This is a genomic window from Nonomuraea sp. GTA35, from assembly GCF_041950525.1.
GTDB lineage: Bacteria > Actinomycetota > Actinomycetes > Streptosporangiales > Streptosporangiaceae > Nonomuraea.
The window spans coordinates 491,390-508,839 of record NZ_JBGNUV010000005.1; the positions used below are offsets into that span (position 1 = coordinate 491,390).

General features: G+C 71.0%; 20 protein-coding genes. 9 read left to right on the forward strand and 11 right to left on the reverse strand.

The features are described from left to right. The first annotated feature begins 85 nt into the window (after window positions 1–85). From ACBJ32_RS25470 to ACBJ32_RS25500, 7 genes are read left to right on the forward strand one after another with little or no spacing between them, the layout of a single operon-like run. The gene (locus ACBJ32_RS25470; protein WP_375128818.1) at window positions 86–349 is read left to right on the forward strand and encodes a hypothetical protein; all 264 of its coding nucleotides are present in this window, start codon (window positions 86–88) and stop codon (window positions 347–349) included. Then, entirely contained in the window at window positions 342–1,742 is a 1,401-nt protein-coding gene (locus ACBJ32_RS25475; protein WP_375128819.1) for a PLP-dependent aminotransferase family protein, read from the forward strand. Before ACBJ32_RS25470 ends, ACBJ32_RS25475 begins: the two co-directional genes overlap by 8 nt. Window positions 1,743–1,751: 9 nt before the next feature. After that, window positions 1,752–2,264, forward strand: coding sequence for a CGNR zinc finger domain-containing protein (locus ACBJ32_RS25480; protein WP_357870232.1), 513 nt, complete (start codon window positions 1,752–1,754; stop codon window positions 2,262–2,264). A 44-nt stretch (window positions 2,265–2,308) separates the two neighbouring features. Further along, window positions 2,309–2,917: a GNAT family N-acetyltransferase gene (locus ACBJ32_RS25485; RefSeq protein ID WP_168018118.1), complete on the forward strand. Its 609-nt coding sequence runs from the start codon at window positions 2,309–2,311 to the stop codon at window positions 2,915–2,917. A 15-nt stretch (window positions 2,918–2,932) separates the two neighbouring features. Beyond that, window positions 2,933–3,808, forward strand: a complete 876-nt coding sequence (locus tag ACBJ32_RS25490; protein ID WP_357870229.1) for a 1,4-dihydroxy-2-naphthoate polyprenyltransferase — start codon at window positions 2,933–2,935, stop codon at window positions 3,806–3,808. Window positions 3,809–3,817: 9 nt separating this feature from the next. Beyond that, complete coding sequence (locus tag ACBJ32_RS25495; protein ID WP_375128820.1) at window positions 3,818–4,816, forward strand: adenosine deaminase; 999 nt, start codon at window positions 3,818–3,820, stop codon at window positions 4,814–4,816. Between the two features lie 56 nt (window positions 4,817–4,872). Continuing rightward, the gene (locus ACBJ32_RS25500) at window positions 4,873–5,592 is read left to right on the forward strand and encodes a GAF and ANTAR domain-containing protein (RefSeq protein WP_375128821.1); all 720 of its coding nucleotides are present in this window, start codon (window positions 4,873–4,875) and stop codon (window positions 5,590–5,592) included. 147 nt (window positions 5,593–5,739) lie between these two features. Here the strand turns inward: ACBJ32_RS25500 and ACBJ32_RS25505 are convergent, their stop codons facing one another. From ACBJ32_RS25505 to ACBJ32_RS25530, 6 genes are all read right to left on the reverse strand, one after another. Continuing rightward, the gene (locus tag ACBJ32_RS25505; protein ID WP_375128822.1) at window positions 5,740–6,219 is read right to left on the reverse strand and encodes a GNAT family N-acetyltransferase; all 480 of its coding nucleotides are present in this window, start codon (window positions 6,217–6,219) and stop codon (window positions 5,740–5,742) included. A gap of 140 nt (window positions 6,220–6,359) precedes the next feature. Beyond that, window positions 6,360–7,097: a 4-hydroxy-tetrahydrodipicolinate reductase gene (gene dapB / locus ACBJ32_RS25510; protein ID WP_375128823.1), complete on the reverse strand. Its 738-nt coding sequence runs from the start codon at window positions 7,095–7,097 to the stop codon at window positions 6,360–6,362. A gap of 51 nt (window positions 7,098–7,148) precedes the next feature. Further along, complete coding sequence (locus ACBJ32_RS25515; protein ID WP_375128824.1) at window positions 7,149–8,459, reverse strand: M16 family metallopeptidase; 1,311 nt, start codon at window positions 8,457–8,459, stop codon at window positions 7,149–7,151. Then, the gene (locus ACBJ32_RS25520; RefSeq protein WP_375128825.1) at window positions 8,456–10,789 is read right to left on the reverse strand and encodes a polyribonucleotide nucleotidyltransferase; all 2,334 of its coding nucleotides are present in this window, start codon (window positions 10,787–10,789) and stop codon (window positions 8,456–8,458) included. Before ACBJ32_RS25520 ends, ACBJ32_RS25515 begins: the two co-directional genes overlap by 4 nt. 297 nt (window positions 10,790–11,086) lie before the next feature. Next, window positions 11,087–11,356 carry a 30S ribosomal protein S15 gene (gene rpsO, locus ACBJ32_RS25525; protein WP_043640874.1) on the reverse strand — a complete coding sequence of 90 codons (270 nt, stop codon included), beginning with the start codon at window positions 11,354–11,356 and terminating at the stop codon, window positions 11,087–11,089. Between the two features lie 158 nt (window positions 11,357–11,514). Beyond that, window positions 11,515–11,922, reverse strand: coding sequence for a VOC family protein (locus ACBJ32_RS25530; RefSeq protein ID WP_375128826.1), 408 nt, complete (start codon window positions 11,920–11,922; stop codon window positions 11,515–11,517). Window positions 11,923–12,001: 79 nt separating this feature from the next. Between ACBJ32_RS25530 and ACBJ32_RS25535 the strand changes: the two genes are divergently transcribed. Then, the gene (locus tag ACBJ32_RS25535) at window positions 12,002–12,628 is read left to right on the forward strand and encodes a TetR/AcrR family transcriptional regulator (RefSeq protein WP_375128827.1); all 627 of its coding nucleotides are present in this window, start codon (window positions 12,002–12,004) and stop codon (window positions 12,626–12,628) included. Here ACBJ32_RS25535 and ACBJ32_RS25540 read toward each other — a convergent pair. Continuing rightward, on the reverse strand, window positions 12,618–13,544 hold the full coding sequence (locus ACBJ32_RS25540; RefSeq protein WP_375128828.1) for a bifunctional riboflavin kinase/FAD synthetase: 927 nt from the start codon (window positions 13,542–13,544) through the stop codon (window positions 12,618–12,620). The two genes, ACBJ32_RS25535 and ACBJ32_RS25540, sit on opposite strands and share 11 nt — an antisense overlap. A 92-nt stretch (window positions 13,545–13,636) precedes the next feature. Between ACBJ32_RS25540 and ACBJ32_RS25545 the strand changes: the two genes are divergently transcribed. Then, complete coding sequence (locus ACBJ32_RS25545; protein WP_375128829.1) at window positions 13,637–14,656, forward strand: TRM11 family SAM-dependent methyltransferase; 1,020 nt, start codon at window positions 13,637–13,639, stop codon at window positions 14,654–14,656. Window positions 14,657–14,738: 82 nt separating this feature from the next. On the opposite strand, the gene truB is transcribed toward ACBJ32_RS25545, so the two are convergent. From truB to ACBJ32_RS25565, 4 genes are read right to left on the reverse strand one after another with little or no spacing between them, the layout of a single operon-like run. Beyond that, window positions 14,739–15,611, reverse strand: coding sequence for a tRNA pseudouridine(55) synthase TruB (gene truB, locus ACBJ32_RS25550; RefSeq protein WP_375128830.1), 873 nt, complete (start codon window positions 15,609–15,611; stop codon window positions 14,739–14,741). After that, window positions 15,612–16,652, reverse strand: a complete 1,041-nt coding sequence (locus ACBJ32_RS25555) for a bifunctional oligoribonuclease/PAP phosphatase NrnA (protein WP_375128831.1) — start codon at window positions 16,650–16,652, stop codon at window positions 15,612–15,614. Further along, window positions 16,649–17,107 (reverse strand): 30S ribosome-binding factor RbfA, encoded by a 459-nt coding sequence (gene rbfA / locus ACBJ32_RS25560; protein WP_357870192.1) that lies wholly within the window; start codon window positions 17,105–17,107, stop codon window positions 16,649–16,651. The genes ACBJ32_RS25555 and rbfA overlap by 4 nt, the downstream gene beginning before the upstream one ends. Window positions 17,108–17,149: 42 nt before the next feature. After that, window positions 17,150–17,446, reverse strand: coding sequence for a DUF503 domain-containing protein (locus tag ACBJ32_RS25565; protein WP_357870189.1), 297 nt, complete (start codon window positions 17,444–17,446; stop codon window positions 17,150–17,152). Between the last annotated feature and the right edge of the window lie 4 nt (window positions 17,447–17,450).

Here is a 17,450-nt window from a genome sequence, read left to right on the forward strand (position 1 = left end):
CCCGAAGGCGTCCTCGCCGGAAGCGTGCCTGTTCGCCCACCCGATGACGGCCGTCCCGGGGCGCGCCGCCGCGGAGATTGTTGTCGTGAAGGTGGCTGTCGCCACGCGCACCGCCGAGAAGGGCGCTGTCCTGAAGCTCGCCACCGGCAGGGGCGCTGTCCCGTTGCGCGCCGCGGGAAAGCTCGCCACCGCGAACGTCTCCGTCCCCGAGCGCGCCACCGCGGCGGTTGATCGGCGCGGGGTGATGGTGGCCGTCTGGCTGGTGCTGCCGTCCGGGCTGGTAGCCGGTTTCCGGCGGGACCGCTACTCCCCCGACCTCAGTAGCGCTATTCTTACCTTTCATGGATAACGATAGCAGTATCGCCCAGATCGCCGCGATACTGCGCAAAGAGGCCGACCGTCTGGGCCCAGGCGCCCGCCTCCCCTCCAGCCGCGAGCTGATGCGCCGCCACAACGTCAGCCCCGTCACCGTCTCCAGAGCCATCGGCCAGCTCGCGGCCGAGGGCCGGGTGGTCACGAAGCCGGGCAGCGGAGCCTTCGTGACCCAACGGTCGAGCCACGCCCAGGACGCCCCCGACCTGTCCTGGCAGACCGTCGCCCTGGGCGACCGGGTGGTGGACGAGGGCCCCGTGTCGGCGCTGCTGGCATCGCCCCCCGAGGGTGTGGTGCCGCTGACCGGCGGATACCTGCGGCCGGGCCTGCGCCCGGACAAGCAGCTCGCCGCCGCCGCGGCGCGGGCCGTGCGGAGGCCGGACGCCTGGGCCATGCCGCCGCTGACGGGCCTGCGGGAGCTGCGGCGGTGGTTCGCGACGCAGGCGGGCAGCGACGTGACGGAGGCCGACGCGCTGGTCGTGAGCGGCGGCCAGGCGGCGCTCACGCACGCGTTCAGGGCGCTGGCGGCCCCGGGGACGCCCATCCTGGTCGAGACGCCCACGTACCCGGGCGCGCTGGCGGCGGCCAAGGCGGCCGGGCTGCGGGCCACGGCCGTGCCGATGGACCGCGAAGGCGTACGTCCCGACCTGCTGGCCGAGGCGTTCGCGGTCACCGGGGCGCGGGTGTTCTTCTGCCAGCCCACCCTGCACAACCCCACGGGTGCCACCCTGCCGCCGGAGCGCAGGAAGCAGGTGCTGGAGGTGGCCAGGGCGGCGGGGGCGTTCGTGGTGGAGGACGACTTCGCCCGGTACCTGACCCCGCAGCCGCCCCCGTCCCTGGCCTCGATGGACCGGCACGGCACCGTGGTGCACATCGTCTCGCTGACGAAGATCCTGTCGCCGAGCATGCGGGTGGCGGCCGTCATCGCCAGGGGGCCGGCCGCGCACCGGCTGCGGGCCGCCCAGCTCGTGGAGTCGTTCTTCGTGGCGCGGCCCCTGCAGGAGACGGCGCTGGAGTTCGTGGGCTCGCCGGCCTGGCGGCGGCATCTGGCGGCGGTGCACGCCGAGATCGCGACCCGCCGCGACGCGCTGGCGGCGGCCCTGGCCGAGCGCATGCCGGACGCCGAGCCGCACCTGCTGCCGGCGGGCGGGATGCACCTGTGGGTACGGCTGCCCGCCGGCGTGGACGAGGCCGCCCTGGTGGAGACCGCCAGGCGGAACGGGGTGCTGGTCAGCCCCGGCCGGCTGTACTACCCGTCGGAGCCGCCGGGGCCGCGGATCAGGGTGACGCACATGGCCGCCGCCCACGTGGCGGAGCTGCGGGAGGGCGTGCGGAGGCTCGCCGAGGCACTGGCGATCATCGGCCAGTAGAGTGACGGCATGCCGTTCCCCGCGGAGCTCGTACGAGACTTCGTGAACACCTTCGACGTCGAAGCGCAGTCGGACGAGCTGTCCTCCCCCGCCGAGCTGGCGGTGTGGCTGCGCGAGCGCGACCTCATCGGTCCTCGCGACCGCGCCACCGACGACGACCTGCAGACCGCGCACGCCCTGCGCGAGGGCCTGCGGGCCGCGCTCAGGCGCGAGCGGGTGGACCTGCCGGACCTGCCGCTGCGGGTCGAGGTGCGGGAGGAGGGGCCCGAGCTGGTCCCTGCCGTGGACGGCGTGCGCGGCGGGCTGGCGCGGGTCGCGGCGGCGGCCCTGGGCGCGTCGTGGGACCGGCTCAAGGTGTGCGCGGAGGGAACCTGTCAGTGGGCGTTCATCGATCTGTCGAAGAACCGTTCCCGCTCGTGGTGTTCCATGCGGGTATGCGGCAACCGCACCAAGACACGGGCTTACCGGGCGAGGAAGCGGGGTTCGCGTCATCTGCAAGGCTCAAACACCGATACGGTGTAACTCGTGCCTTGTGGCATGAACGGCAGGCGAAGGAGCGGGCCGAGATGGCAGACGTAGGCGTCCGGGCGGCCCGGCGCGAGGATGTTCTCCAGGTTGCGAATTGTCAGATCCGCGCCTGGCGCTACGGCTACCGGGACTTCCTCCCGGAAGGCCCACTCGAGCAGATGACCGGCGCGGCGGCCGAGAAGATGTGGCTGCGCCAGTGGGACGAGGCGATCGTCGCCCCGCCCAGCCCCATGCACCGGGTGCTGGTGGCGGTGGAGACCATCCTCGACACCGAGGGCTTTCCCGCCCTCGGCGCGGGCGGCAGCGCCGCCCTGGTCACACCGCGCGGCGGGGAGCGCGTGGTCGGGCTCGTCTCGCACGCGCCCGCCGAGGACCCCGATCTCGACCCCGGCCGGGTGGCCGAGATGCTGACGCTGCTGGTCGATCCCGACTTCGTCCGCCGGGGCCACGGCAGCCGCCTGCTCAACGCCACCGTCGACTACATGCGCGAGGACGGCTTCCGCCAGATCGTCACCTGGGTGTTCGCGGAGAACTACGCGATGCTCGGGTTCCTGGAGTCGGCGGGCTGGGGCGAGGACATGGCCGAGCGCGTCCTCGACATGGGCCGTCCGGTCCGGATGATCAGGCTCACGACCGACATCAGCTAGAGGTAGAACGACAACATGGCAACTCCCGCCCAGTGGATCGCCGGAGCCCGCCCGCGCACGCTGCCCAACGCCGTCGTGCCCGTCATGGTGGGCACCGGCGTGGCGATCGGCGAAGGCGGCTTCGTGTGGTGGCGGGCGGTCCTGGCACTGCTCGTGGCGCTGTCGCTGCAGATCGGCGTCAACTACGCCAACGACTACAGCGACGGCATCCGCGGCACCGACGACCAGCGGGTCGGCCCGATGCGGCTGGTCGGCTCGCGCGTGGCCACGCCGCGCGAGGTGCTGACGGCGGCCCTGGCCTGCTTCGCGCTCGCCGCGGTGCTGGGCCTGGTCCTGGTGCTGGTCACGCAGGCGTGGTGGGTGCTGCTGGTGGGCGCGGCGGCGATCGCGGCCGCGTGGTTCTACACCGGCGGCAAGCACCCGTACGGTTACCGCGGCCTGGGCGAGGTGGCCGTGTTCGTGTTCTTCGGGGTCGTGCCCGTGGTCGGCACGGCGTACGTGCAGACGGAGCAGCTGAGCTGGGCGGCGCTGCTGGCCTCGGTCCCGGTGGGGCTGCTGTCGTGCTCGATGCTGGTGGTCAACAACCTGCGCGACGTCGGCACGGACGGCCGGTCGGGCAAGCGCACGCTGGCGGTGCTGCTGGGGGCCGAGCGCACTCGTACGCTGTACGTGGCCTGCCAGGTGGTGCCGTTCGCGGTGGCGCTGGCGATGGTGCCGATCACGCCGTGGGCGGCGCTGGTGCTGCTGGCCGCGCCGCTGGCGATCGCCCCCATCAGGGCGGTGCTGGGCAAGGCCGTGGGCCCCGCGCTGATCGCGGTGCTGCAGCAGACGGGCAAGCTGCAGATGGCCTACGGCACTCTCTTCGCGGTGGGCCTGGCGATCATCTTCTAGGGTGAGACGGTGAAGGATTTCATCGCCGGTCTGCCCAAGTGCGAGCTGCACCTGCACATCGAGGGCACGCTGGAGCCCGAGCTCAAGTTCGAGCTGGCCGCGCGCAACGGTCTGGAGCTGCCCTACGCGAGCGTGGCGGAGATGCGGGCCGCCTACACCTTCGACAGCCTGTCCTCCTTCCTCACGATCTACTACGAGGGCATGAAGGTGCTGCGCACCGAGCCCGACTTCTACGACCTCGCCATGGCCTACCTGCGCAAGGCCGCCGAGCAGAACGTGCGTTACGCGGAGATCTTCTTCGACCCGCAGGCGCACACCTCGCGCGGGGTGCCGTTCGACGTCGTGGTCAGGGGGCTGCGGCGGGCGCTGATGGACGCGCACGCGCAGCTCGGGGTGCGGGCCCAGCTCATCATGTGCTTCCTGCGCGACTTCCAGGCCGAGTACGCGATGGCGACGCTGCTGGAGTCGCTGCCGTACAAGGAGTGGATCGCCGGCGTCGGGCTCGACTCCGACGAGAAGGGCAACCCGCCGCGCAAGTTCGCGGCCGTCTACGAGCGGGCCAGGCAGGAGGGTTACCTGCTGACCATGCACTGCGACGTCGACCAGGACGACGCCATCGAGCACATCCGGCAGGCCATCGAGGAGATCGGCGTCGACCGGATCGACCACGGCGTCAACATCCTGGAGGACCAGCGGCTGGTCGAGGTGGTGCTGGCGCGCGGCACGGGGCTGACCTGCTGCCCGATCTCCAACGGCTTCGTCACCGAGTCGATGAAGGCCGAGGGCATCCGCAAGCTGATGGACCTGGGCGTGCGGGTGACGATCAACTCCGACGACCCGGCCTACTTCGACGGCTACGTGCAGGAGAACCTCCTCGCCCTGCAGGAGGCGCTCCAGCTCACCCGCGAGGAGCTGGCCCGGCTCCAGCGCAACGCCTTCGAGATCACCTGGCTGCCCAGGCACCTCAAGGATGCCTATCTGGCCGAGATCGACGCTTACATCTCGTGACGGCGTCGCCGAGCGGCTAGCCTGAAGGGAACCAGCAGCGATCGCGAGGGATCGTGGTGAACCGGCCGAGCATTCCGACGGACATCGAGGAGTTCGAACGGGCGCTCACTGACTGTGTCACCATCGCCGGGCAGGCGATGCCCGACTGCGCGATGGTCAGCATCGCCCTGTGCGGGGATGACGACATCCACACTGCCGCCTGCTCGCATGCGCGGGCCGAGCTGCTCGACGGGCTGCAGCAGGCCACCGGGCAGGGTCCGTTGCTCGACGCGATCGACACCGGGAGGCCGGTGACGGTCTCCGACCTGGCCGCCGACTCGCGGTGGCCGCGCTTCACGGCCGGGGCTCCCGAGGTGCGCGGGGTGCACTGCGAGCCACTGGAGTACGAGGACGTGCTGCTCGGCGTGCTGACCGTCTACTCCGGCCGCGCCGCGGGCTTGCCCGAGGAGGCGTGGGTGGCCTTACGCATCACGGCCGCGCACGTTCCCGTGCTGTTCCGTACGGCGCTGGACGCGGCCCGCATGCGGGAGGTCGCGGTGCAGCTCAAGGAGGCGCTCACCACCCGCGCGATCATCGATCAGGCGCTCGGCATCGTCATGGCGCAGCGGCGGTGCACGGCGCGGGAGGCGTTCGAGACTCTCCGGCAGGTCTCCCAGGACAGGAACGTCAAGCTGCACCAGCTCGCGGCCTCCATCGTGGAGAAGGTCAGCGGCCGGCCGCCCCAGCGCTCCCGCTTCGAGGAACCGCCGCAACGTACCTCCAGCCGCAGGCCGTAATGGCCCCTGCGCCCGGCTCAGGGCGCCGCTGCGGGCCTCGCCCGCACTGTCGCGCCTGAATGCATGGACGGCCCAGGTGAGGGCCGCAGCGGGCAGCATGGAGTGAGTGGACCCGAGGAAGGGCCTGCCGCACGTGGTCCGGTGGTGTCACGGGGCGCGGTGCATCACGACGCGGGGCGCGACCTCGATCCCCAGGTCACGCTCGTGCCGCACGAGCGCCCGCAGCTCCGGCCCCCACTCCGCCTCCCCCATCGCGGAGAACCCGTGCCGCTCGTACCACGGCGCGTTCCAGGGCACATCGCGGAAGGTCGTCAGCGTCACGGCGGGAGCCCCGGCGGCTGCGGCGTGGTCGATCACGGCTGCCATCAGCCGCCCGCCGACCCCCTGCCGCATGTTGTCCGGCCGCACGGCGAGCTGTTCCAGGTGAAGGTTCCCGTCCACCCAGCCGACCAGCGCGAACCCGACCGGCGGCTCGCCCTCGACCAGCACCGCCCCGGGGTCGTCCACCTCTTCGATCTGCGTGGTGCCGGGCGGGAAGACGATGCCCACCTGTTCGAACAGGCCATCGGCGGCCAGCTCGATGGCGACCAGCCCCGGCAGCTCGTTCTTCTCGGCCCATCGCACCATGGCGACACGATCTCACGTGCCGGGCGGATCCCGCCTCACGTTATTAGGGTTGATGATCGTAGGCCCGGCTGTGCGGAGCCGGGACCCTCTCCTCACGACGTGCCCACGCCCGCGCGGGTGTGGGCACGTCGTGTGCGGTTTCAGAGGTCGAGCAGCGGCTCGAGGCCGACCGTGAGGCCGGGCAGCTCGCCCACCCTGCGCACGCCGAGCAGCACGCCGGGGGTGAACGCCGCCCTGCTCATCGTGTCGTGCCTGATCGTGAGGATCTCGCCGTCGCCGCCGAGCAGCACCTCCTGGTGCGCGATCAGCCCGGACAGGCGCACCGCGTGCACGTGCACGCCGCCGACGTCGGCCCCGCGGGAGCCGTCGAGCGCGGTGGTGGTCGCGTCGGGCATGGCGCCGAGCCCCGCCTTGGCGCGGGCCTGCGACACCAGCTCGGCCGTGCGCCGGGCGGTGCCGGACGGCGCGTCGGCCTTGTTGGGGTGGTGCAGCTCCACGATCTCGACGGACTCGAAGTGCCGGGCCGCCTGCTGCGCGAAGTGCATCATGAGCACGGCCGCGATGCCGAAGTTGGGGGCGATCAGGCAGTTGGTGCCCGGGCTGCCGGCCAGCCAGCCGCGTACGGTCTCCAGGCGCCCCTCGTCGAACCCGGTCGTGCCCACCACGGGGTGGACACCGTGGCCGATGGCCCATTCGAGGTTGCCCATGACCACGTCGGGATGGGTGAAGTCGACCACCACCTCGGCGCCTTCCAGGCCCTCGATGGGGTCGTCCTTGTCGAGCGCGGCCACCAGCTCCATGTCGCCGGCCGCCTCGACCGCCTTGCACACCTCGACGCCCACGCGCCCCCGGGCGCCGAGCACACCTACCCTGATCACAGGCTGAGCCTATCGTGCTGCCGCACCGGCGGGCCCGGGCGGCAGCACGACTCAGCGGATGGCGTCGCTGAAATCCTTGTCGCCGTACGGCCCGATCACGGCCAGCGTGAGCGGCCGGTTGAGCACGTCGTGCGCGACCTCGGAGATCTCGTCGGGCGTGACGGACTCGATGCGCGCCAGCACCTCGTCCACCGACATGAGCTCGTCGTAGACCAGCTCGTTCTTGCCGATGCGGGACATGCGGGAGCCGGTGTCCTCCAGGCCGAGCACGAGCCCGCCCCGCATCTGGCCCTTGCCCCGCATGATCTCGTCGGCGCTGAGGCCCTCGGCGACCACCCTGGACACCTCGTCCCGGCAGATCTTGAGCACGTCGTCGATCTTCGACGGCAGGCAGCCCACGTAGATGCCGAACTGCCCGGTGTCGGCGTAGGCCGAGGTGTAGCTGTAGGCAGAGTAGGCCAGGCCGCGCTTCTCCCTGATCTCCTGGAAGAGCCTGGACGACATGCCGCCGCCCAGCGCCGCGTTGAGCACGCCGAGCGCGAACCTGCGCTCGTCCGTACGGGCCAGGCCGGTCGTGCCGAGCACCAGGTTGGCCTGCTCGGTGGGCCGGTCGAGCACCGCGACGCCGGAGCGCGACTCGGCGCCGGGGCCGCTGGTGCGCGGGGGCGCGAACTCGGCGGGGCCGCTCAGCGCGCCCGCCCGCTCGTACGCCCTGGCCACCAGCTCGACGACCTCCTCGTGCCGGACGTTGCCCGCGACGGACACGACCGTGGTGCGGGGCCGGTAGTAGCGGTGGTAGTACTCCGCGATCCGCTCCTGCCCGAGGGCGTTGATCGAATCGACCGTTCCCAGGATGGGCCGGCCGATCGGCGAGTCGCCGTAGAGCGCGGCGGCGAACTGCTCGTGCACCACGTCGGACGGGTCGTCGTCGTGCATGGCGATCTCTTCGAGGATCACGCCCCGCTCGGACTCGACGTCGTCCTCGGTCACCAGCGAGCTGGTCACCACGTCGGCGAGCACGTCGACCGCGATCGGCAGGTCCTCGTCGAGGACCCGCGCGTAGTAGCAGGTGTACTCCTTGGCGGTGAAGGCGTTGATCTCACCGCCGATGCCCTCGATCGAGGCGGAGATCTCCATCGCGTCCCGCGTGGGCGTGCCCTTGAACAGCAGGTGTTCGAGGAAATGGGTGGCCCCCATGTGCTCGGGGGCCTCGTCACGCGAGCCGATGCCGACCCACATGCCGACCGCGACGCTCCGCACGGTCGGCATGGTCTCGGTCACCACGCGCAGCCCACCCGGGAGGACGGTGCGCCTTACCACCCCGGCTCCGTCCTTGCCGGGGTGCAGCGTGGTCGTGGTCACGAGTTCCGGTCGTCTCCCTCGGAGGAGCCGCGGGTGCGCACGCGGGTGCGGGTGCGACGGGGCCGCTCGGGCCTGTCCTCGTCGCCGGGGGCGGCGGACTCGGGCTGCTCGGAAGCCTCGGCCGGAGCCGTCTCTCCCGCGGCGGCCTTCTCCGCGGCCTCCTTCTCGATGACCTCGACGGGCACCAGGGAGAGCTTGCCGCGGCCGTCGATCTCGGCGATCTCGACCTGGATCTTCTCGCCGACGCTCATGACGTCCTCGACGTTCTCGATGCGCTTGCCGCCGTGCAGCTTGCGGATCTGGGAGACGTGCAGCAGGCCGTCCTTGCCGGGCATGAGCGAGATGAACGCGCCGAAGGCCGCGATCTTGACGACCGTGCCCAGGTAACGCTCGCCCACCTCAGGCATGTGCGGGTTGGCGATGGCGTTGATCGCCGAGCGGGCGGCCTCGGCGGAGGGCCCGTCGGTGGCGCCGATGTAGATCGTGCCGTCGTCCTCGATGGTGATCTCGGCGCCCGTGTCGTCCTGGATCTGGTTGATCATCTTGCCCTTCGGGCCGATGACCTCGCCGATCTTGTCGACCGGGACCTTGATGGTGATGATGCGCGGCGCCGTCGGGTTCATCTCCGCCGGGGAGTTGATGGCCTCCTGCATCACGTCGAGGATCGCCAGGCGGGCGCCCTTGGCCTGCTTGAGCGCGCCGGCCAGCACGCTGGCGGGGATGCCGTCGAGCTTGGTGTCGAGCTGCAGGGCGGTGATGACGTCCTTGGTGCCGGCGACCTTGAAGTCCATGTCGCCCATGGCGTCCTCGGCGCCGAGGATGTCGGTCAGGGTGACGTACGTGTCGCCCTCGCCGATCAGGCCCATCGCGATGCCCGCGACCATCTCCTTGAGCGGCACACCGGCGTCGAGCAGCGCCATCGTGGAGGCGCAGACCGAGCCCATCGAGGTGGAGCCGTTGGAGCCGAGGGCCTCGGAGACCTGCCGGATCGCGTACGGGAACTCCTCGCGCGTGGGCAGCACGGGGATCAGCGCCCGCTCGGCCAGCGCGCCGTGACCGATCTCGCGGCGCTTGGGCGAGCCCACCCGGCCGGTCTCACCGGTGGAGTAGGGCGGGAAGTTGTAGTTGTGCATGTAGCGCTTGGTCCGCTCGGGGTTGAGCGTGTCGATGACCTGCTCCATGCGCAGCATGTTCAGGGTCGTGATGCCGAGGATCTGGGTCTCGCCGCGCTCGAACAGCGCCGAGCCGTGCACCCGGGGCACCACGTGCACCTCGGCCGACAGGGCGCGGATGTCCTTGGTGCCGCGGCCGTCGATGCGGATGCCCTCGTTGACGACCCGCTCGCGCATGAGCTTCTTCATGACCGAGCGGAACGCGGCGCTGATCTCCTTCTCGCGCCCCTCGAACTCGGGCAGGAGCTTCTCGGCGGCCAGCGCCTTGACCTTCTCCAGCTCGTTCTCGCGCTCCTGCTTGCCGGCGATGGTCAGCGCGCCGGCCAGCTCGGTCTTGATCGCGGCCTCGACGGCGGCGTAGACGTCGTCCTGGTAGTCGAGGAAGACCGGGTACTCGGCCGTCTCCTTGGCCGCGACCCGCGCGATGCGCGACTGCGCCTCGCACAGCACCTTGATGAAGGGCTTGGCGGCCTCCAGGCCCTGCGCGACCGTCTCCTCGGTCGGCGCGACGGCGCCCTCGGCGACCAGCTTCAGCGTGTCCTTGGTGGACTCGGCCTCGACCATCATGATCGCGACGTCGCCGTCGTCGAGCACGCGGCCCGCCACGACCATGTCGAACGTGGCGCGCTCCAGCTCGGGGTGCGTCGGGAAGGCGACCCACTGGCCGTCGATCAGCGCCACCCGCACGCCGCCGATCGGCCCGGAGAAGGGCAGGCCGGCGAGCTGGGTGGACAGCGACGCGGCGTTGATGGCGACCACGTCGTAGAGGTGCTCGGGGTTGAGCGCCATGATCGTGGCGACGACCTGGATCTCGTTGCGCAGCCCCTTGACGAACGACGGGCGCAGCGGCCGGTCGATCAGGCGGCAGGTGAGGATGGCGTCCTCGGAGGGACGGCCCTCGCGCCGGAAGAACGAGCCGGGGATGCGGCCCGCGGCGTACATGCGCTCCTCGACGTCCACCGTCAGCGGGAAGAAGTCGAACTGTTCCTTCGGCGTCTTCGAGGCCGTCGTGGCCGAGAGCACCATCGTGTCGTTGTCGAGATAGGCGACGGCGGAACCCGCCGCCTGGCGCGCGAGACGACCGGTCTCGAACCGGATCGTACGCGTGCCGAAAGAGCCGTTGTCTATGACGGCTTCAGCAGTGTGGACACCCTCCACGGGGGACCTCCTTGTGGTCGGTCTCCCGCGCCCTTTTCTCACCGGCACCCTCGTTAGGTGCAGCGCCGGTCTTCGATCGAAGCGCCCGGTCAAGTGCGTTCTTACCGGAAGCCACTACCGAGGACCGGCCCGCAGGCGTCGCGGGTCGCATGGTGCTGAGCGGACGCGGGGGCTGTGTGTCTCGGAATATTAAGTTTTACGTCAGGCGCGGGGGCGATTCACGCCGCCACGCGTCCGACCGTATGGGGTCCTACCCCATATGAGAAGGGAGCGGCGCGGACGCCGCTCCCTTTCATGCTATCGGCGCAGGCCGAGCCGCTCGATGAGCGAACGGTAGCGCTGGATGTCGACCTTCTGCAGGTACTTCAGCAGGCGGCGCCGGCGACCGACGAGCAGCAGCAGACCACGACGGCTGTGGTGGTCGTGCTTGTGCGTCTTCAGGTGCTCGGTGAGCTCGCTGATGCGCTTGCTGAGCAGCGCGATCTGCACCTCGGGCGAACCGGTGTCGCCCTCGGTCGTCGCGTACTCGCTGATGATGGTCTTCTTGGCAGCGGTGTCGAGGGACACGGCTCTCCTTCAATCTACGGACACGCGCGAATGAGATCGGGAGCGCGAACGACCGTGCGTGCCTACAGTCGCCGCGTGAAGGCCGTCATGGGCAGCGCGCAGCGCCGCCGCTACAGAGCCGACATGCAAGGTTACCACCTCATGTCCAATGCGCGGACTCACGCCGAAACGTGGTCGCCCGCGAACTCGCCGGACGGCGGGATGGGCGTGATGACGTCCACCAGCACGCCGTTGGGGTCGGCGACGATGAAGTGGCGCTGCCCGAAGTCCTCGTCGCGCAGGGTCAGTTCGGGGACCAGCCCTTCGCCTTCCACCAGTCTGCCCCATTCCGCGTCCACGTCGTCCACCTCGAAGTTGAGCAGCAGGCCCGTGACCGGCCTGCGGTAGGCGGCGGGCAGGGTCGGGTGCGCGTGGTCGAGCAGGGCCAGCTCGTGGGGGCCGCGGCGCAGGCTCACGTACCAGTCGGCCTCGAACGTCACCTCGAACCCGAACAGCCGCACGTAGAAGTCCTTGGATTCGGCGACCTTGGCGGTGCAGATCACCGGATAGAAGCTGCTCAGCCGCATGCGCTCTCCTTTTCACATACCAACGGTATGCGAAGGTAGGCTAGTTCGCCTACCATCGGTATGTCAAAGGGAGGCACGGTTGGGCAGGGCCGAGCAGAAGGAACGCACCAGGCAGGCGCTCGTGGCGACGAGCAGGCGGCTGTTCGCGTCCCGGGGTTACGCGGGGGTGGGCCTGGCGGAGATCGTGCGCGAGTCAGGGGTGACCAAGGGGGCCCTCTACCACCACTTCGAGGGCGGCAAGACGGCGCTGTTCCGCGCGGTGCTGGAGGAGGTGCAGCAGGAGGTGGCCGCGCGGGTGGTGGCCGCGGCGGAGGCGGCCGGCGACCCGTGGCAGCGGCTCAAGGCGGGCTGCGCGGCGTTCGTCGAGGCGAGCGCGGGCCCGGAGGCGCAGCGCATCATGCTGATCGACGGCCCGGCGGTGCTGGGCTGGGCCGAGTGGCGCGCCATCGACGAGGCCGCCTCGGCTTCCCACCTGGCGGAGGCGCTGGCGGAGCTGGTGGACGGCGGCGTGATCCCGCCGCGGCCGGTGGCGCCGCTCACCCGGCTGCTGTCGGGCGCGATGAACGAGGCGGCCCTGTGGCTGGCCCAGTCCACCGCCCCGGCCGACCTGCCCGACACGCTGTCCGCGCTGTCAGCCCTGCTGGAAGGGCTCCGGCAGGAAGAGCCCAGGCGGGAAGGGCTCGGGCAGGAAGGGCTCAGCTCGTGAGGCGGCGGGTCGCGGCCACGTCGGCGTGGATCTGGGCGATGAGCGCGTCGATCGAGTCGAAGCGCGTGTTGCCGCGCAGCCGCGCCGCGAACTCCACCGCCACGTGCACCCCGTACAGCTCCAGGTCATCACGGTCCAGCGCGTACGCCTCGACCGTGCGCGGCACCCCCTCGAACGTCGGGTTCGTGCCCACCGAGATCGCGGCCGGCCACCGCTCCCCCGCGTACACGGCGGGCAGGTTGGCCACCGGCACGCACTCCATCCATCCCGCGTAGACCCCGTCCGCCGGGATCGCGGTGTACTGCGGCGTCTCGACGTTGGCGGTGGGGAAGCCGAGCTGGCGCCCGCGCTGGTAGCCGCGCACGACCACGCCCTCCACCCGGTGCGGCCGGCCGAGCAGCTCCCTGGCCCGCGCCGCGTCCCCCTCGGCCAGCAGCTCCCGGACCAGGGTCGAGGAGACGCCGTCGAGGAGGGGCACGGCCTCCACCTCGAAGCCGTACACCTCGCCCAGCGTCCGCAAGGTCTCGACGTCGCCCTTGGCGCCCTGCCCGAACGCGAAGTTCTCCCCCACCACCACGACCGCGGCCCGCAGCCGCTCGGCCAGCACGCCGTGCGCGAACTCCTCGGGCGTCGAACGCGACAGCCCCAGCGTGAACTCCACCACGTCGACCTCGTCCACCCCGAGCCCCGCCAGCAGCTCGCTCCTGCGCCGCGCGCTGCCCAGCCGGTACGGATGCGACCCGGGCCGCACCACCTCGTCGGGATGCGGCTCGAACGTCACGGCCACGCTGCGCAGCCCCCGCTCACGGGCGACGGCCACGGCGCGCTCGACCACCCGCTGGTGCCCGCGGTGGACCCCGTCGTACACGCCGATGGTGACGACAGACCTCTCCGAACCCTGCACGCCAGGCCCCATTCGCTCGTCATGTGCTCGTCCAGGAACAACCCGTACAAGCCTGCCATGCGCCGCGGCCTTCCCTCCAATCGAGGGGACTATCATCGGGCATCATGCCTCGTTACGCGCTTCTGATCCTGCCTGCCTTCAACCGGGTCTACGGTGAGAGCTCCATCCGGCTGACCCGCCATGAGCTGGCCGTCTTCAGCGCGCGGGCCCTCGACGGCGAGATCCTGGGCAGCGAGGAGACGCGCATCGGCGGCGTTCCGTACGTGACGTTCGAGACGGCGAGCCCGCTGAGCGAGCCCGACGTTCACCTGCTGTCGAACCTGTCCTCCGTCTACGCGGTGTTCGGCCTCGAAGGCGACCTGTTCAGGCCCCTCGGCATGCGCTCGCGCGACAGGCTGAGCAGCGACCTGATCACGATCCAGAAGTACGCGGGCAAGACCAACGAGCACTTCACCAAGCTCCTGCTCAACGTCACCGCGCTGGCGGGCGACAAGGGGCTGGGCGACGGGCTGCAGGTGTTCGACCCGATGTGCGGCCGCGGCACCACCCTCAACCAGGCCCTCATGTACGGCTACGACGCCTACGGCATGGACGTGGACGGCAAGGACTTCGAGGCCTACACCGGCTTCATCAAGACCTGGCTGCGCAACAAGCGGCTCAAGCACACCGCCGAGACCGTGCCGGTGCGCCGCGAGCGGGCCCTGATCGGGCGGCGGCTCAACGTCACGTTCGGCCTGTCGAAGGAGGCCGTCAAGGCCGGCGACGTGCAGCACCTGACCGTGGTGAACGCCGACACGCTCAGGAGCCGCGAGTTCTTCAAGCCGCGCTCGTTCGACGTCCTGGCCACCGACGCCCCCTACGGCGTCCAGCACGGCAGCAAGGGCGGCGCCGGCCTGTCCCGCAGCCCACTGGAGCTGCTGGCCGAGGCCGTGCCCGGCTGGGCCGAGCTGCTGCGCCCGGGTGGCGCCATGGGCATCGCCTGGAACACCTACGGCGGCAAGAGCACGGAGCTGGCCAGGATCCTCACGGACGCCGGCCTCCAGGTGATGGACTACCCCGACTTCGAGCACTGGGTGGACCAGGCGATCGTCCGCGACATCATCGTGGCCAGGAAGCCCCGCTAGCGCTCCCGCCGCGCCGAGCCGGCCGGCTGGCCGCGGCCGGATACAGGCCCGGATACAGGCCCGGTTACAGGGCCGGATGCGGCTAGCCGACGAAGACGGCGATGGGCTTGGCCACCCGGCCCTGCTCCTCCACCAGCGCCAGCAGCTCACCCTCCGGCCCGAACACCCCGATCGGCCCCGTGCCGAGCCCCGCGGACGGCAGCCGCCCGCCGTGCCCGATGACGCGGGCCTCCTCGGCCGTGACGTCCCTGCGCGGGAACGCGGCGGCGACGGCCTGCCCGATCGGCAGGATCACGCACTCCTCGGCGAGCTGCTCGATGCTCCTGGCCAGCGACAGGTCGTACGGCCCCACCCGGGTGCGCCGGAGGCTCGTCAGGTGGCCGCCGACCCCGAGCGCGGCGCCCAGGTCACGGGCCAGCGACCGGATGTAGGTGCCGCTGGAGCAGGTCACGACCGCGTCCACGTCCACGACGTCGCCGCCGGCCCGGATGCCGAGCACGTCGAACTGCCGCACCGTGACCGGCCTGGCCACCAGCGCGACCTCCTCGCCGGCGCGGGCCTTCTTGTAGGCCCGTTCACCGTTCACCTTGATCGCGCTGACCTGCGGCGGGACCTGCATGATCTCCCCGGTCAGCGCCGCGACGCCCTTGTGGACCTCGGCCGCGGTGACGCCGGCCGCCGAGGCGGTGGCGACGACCTCGCCCTCGGCGTCGTCGGTGTTGGTGCTCACGCCGAGCCGAATCGTGGTCTCGTACACCTTCTCGGTCAGCGTCAGGTGCCCCAGCAGCCTGGTCGCCTTCTCCACGCCGACCACCAGCACGCCCGTCGCCATCGGGTCGAGCGTGCCCGCGTGCCCCACCCGGCGGGTGCCCGCGATGCGCCGCATCTTGGCCACCACGTCGTGGGAGGTCCACTCGCCGGGCTTGTCGACGATGATCAGACCGCTCTCGGCCATCTAGGAAACCCTCCGCAGCTCGCGCCGGAACTTCGCCATGGTCTCCTCCACGGTCTCGTACGAGGTGTAGCCGGCCGCGTTGTGATGGCCGCCGCCGCCCAGCGCCGCGCACACGGCCGCCACGTCCACGGTGCCCTTCGACCTGGTCGAGACCTGCCAGTCGCCGTGGTCGTCCTCCTTGAGCACGACCGCCACCTCGGCCTCGTCGGCGCGGCGCACGATGTCGATGATGCCTTCGAGCTCGGAGTACGGCAGCCCGTACGCGGCCCGGTCCACCCGCGACACGTACGTCCACACCAGCTCGCCCTCCAGCGTCACCCGCTCCAGCGCGTGCGCCAGCACCTTGAGGTAGCCGAACGGCGAGCGGTCCCACAGCTCGCGGGCGATCTCGTCGGTACGCAGCCCGGTCGCCACGAGCCTGGCCGCCATCTGGTGCACGGCAGGCGTGGTCGAGGAGTACCGGAACGAGCCGGTGTCGGTCACCAGCCCCGCGTACAGGCAGGTGGCGATGTCGCGGTCGAGCCGCCCGCCGAGCCGGTGGACGAGCTGCTCGGCCAGCATGGCCGTGGCCGCCGCCTTGGCGTCGATCAGGTCGAGCGTGCCGAACCCCGTGTTCGACGGGTGGTGGTCCACCACGATGACCTCGCGCGCCGAGGCGGCGTTGGCGCCCAGCAGCCCCACCCGCTCGAACGTCGAGCAGTCGAACACGATCATCAGCTCGGGCGCGGGCGGATACTCCTCCGGCGGCACCAGCATCTCCTGCCCGGGCAGGAACCTCAGCAGTCTCGGCACCGCGAAATGCCGGTCGCCGAACGAGGCCACGACGCGCTTGCCCAACGAGCGCAGCACGAACGCCACGGCCAGCATCGACCCGAGCGCGTCGCCGTCGGGGTTCACGTGGCAGGCCAGCGCGATCTCGTCGTGCCGGCCGATCAGCCGCAACGCCCGATCCCACGAGGCCTCGGGGATCGGGCAGCCCTCCGCAGGAAGCCGCTCCAGGCTCGCCGGGCGGTCCGTCCTGTCGCGTACGTCGGGCGTCACGCCTGATCGTCCCTGACGACCTCGGAGTCTTCCTCCTCTTCGGGCTTGCGGTAGGGATCGGCCTCGCCGGCGTACGAGGCGGTCTGCGCCTGCCGCGCCACCTCGGCGTCGCGTGCCCTGGCGGCGTTGATCAGGTCGTCCAGGTGGCGCGCGTTGTCGGGCAGCGGATCGTGCTTGAACGTCAGCGTCGGGGCGAACCGCACCCCGGTCTGGCGGCCCACCTCGGAGCGGATGATCCCCTTGGCGCTTTCGAGGGCGGCGGCGCTGTCGGCCCGCTCGGCTTCGGAGCCGAACACCGTGTAGAACACCGTGGCGTCGCGCAGGTCAGCGGTGACGCGCGTGTCGGTCACGGTGACGAAGCCCAGGCGCGGATCCTTGATCCGGCGCTCCAGCATCTCGGCGACGATCTGCTGGATGCGGTCGGCGAGCTTACGCGCTCGTGCGGCATCCACCATGTTTGCCCCCCTCATCCACGACCGGCGTGGCCGTGCAGTCGTTCAATCTTCGTCGTTGTAGAGCCGCTGCCGGGCCGACAGCAGCTCGATCTCGGGGCGGAAGGCCACCATGCGCTCGCAGGCGTCCAGCACCTCCTTGCAGTTACCCGAGGAGGCGGAGACCACCGCCACACCGACCTCCGCTCTGCGATGCAGATCGAGATGGCCGGTCTCAGCCACCGCGATGCTGGGATAACGGCGCTGCAGCTCGGCGATCAGCGGCCGTACGACAGAGCGCTTCTGCTTCAGCGATCTGACGTCGCCGAGCAGGATGTCCAGGGTCAGAGCACCCACATACATCGTT

Coding starts and splice junctions, on each gene's coding strand:
- ACBJ32_RS25475 (WP_375128819.1), top strand. CDS start 342: ATGGATAACGATAGCAGTATCGCCCAGATCGCCGCGATACTGCGCAAA.
- ACBJ32_RS25480 (WP_357870232.1), top strand. CDS start 1,752: ATGCCGTTCCCCGCGGAGCTCGTACGAGACTTCGTGAACACCTTCGAC.
- ACBJ32_RS25485 (WP_168018118.1), top strand. CDS start 2,309: ATGGCAGACGTAGGCGTCCGGGCGGCCCGGCGCGAGGATGTTCTCCAG.
- ACBJ32_RS25490 (WP_357870229.1), top strand. CDS start 2,933: ATGGCAACTCCCGCCCAGTGGATCGCCGGAGCCCGCCCGCGCACGCTG.
- ACBJ32_RS25505 (WP_375128822.1), bottom strand. CDS start 6,219: ATGGTGCGATGGGCCGAGAAGAACGAGCTGCCGGGGCTGGTCGCCATC.
- ACBJ32_RS25530 (WP_375128826.1), bottom strand. CDS start 11,922: ATGCGGCTGAGCAGCTTCTATCCGGTGATCTGCACCGCCAAGGTCGCC.
- ACBJ32_RS25540 (WP_375128828.1), bottom strand. CDS start 13,544: ATGGGGCCTGGCGTGCAGGGTTCGGAGAGGTCTGTCGTCACCATCGGC.
- ACBJ32_RS25545 (WP_375128829.1), top strand. CDS start 13,637: ATGCCTCGTTACGCGCTTCTGATCCTGCCTGCCTTCAACCGGGTCTAC.
- truB (WP_375128830.1), bottom strand. CDS start 15,611: ATGGCCGAGAGCGGTCTGATCATCGTCGACAAGCCCGGCGAGTGGACC.
- rbfA (WP_357870192.1), bottom strand. CDS start 17,107: ATGGTGGATGCCGCACGAGCGCGTAAGCTCGCCGACCGCATCCAGCAG.
- ACBJ32_RS25565 (WP_357870189.1), bottom strand. CDS start 17,446: ATGTATGTGGGTGCTCTGACCCTGGACATCCTGCTCGGCGACGTCAGA.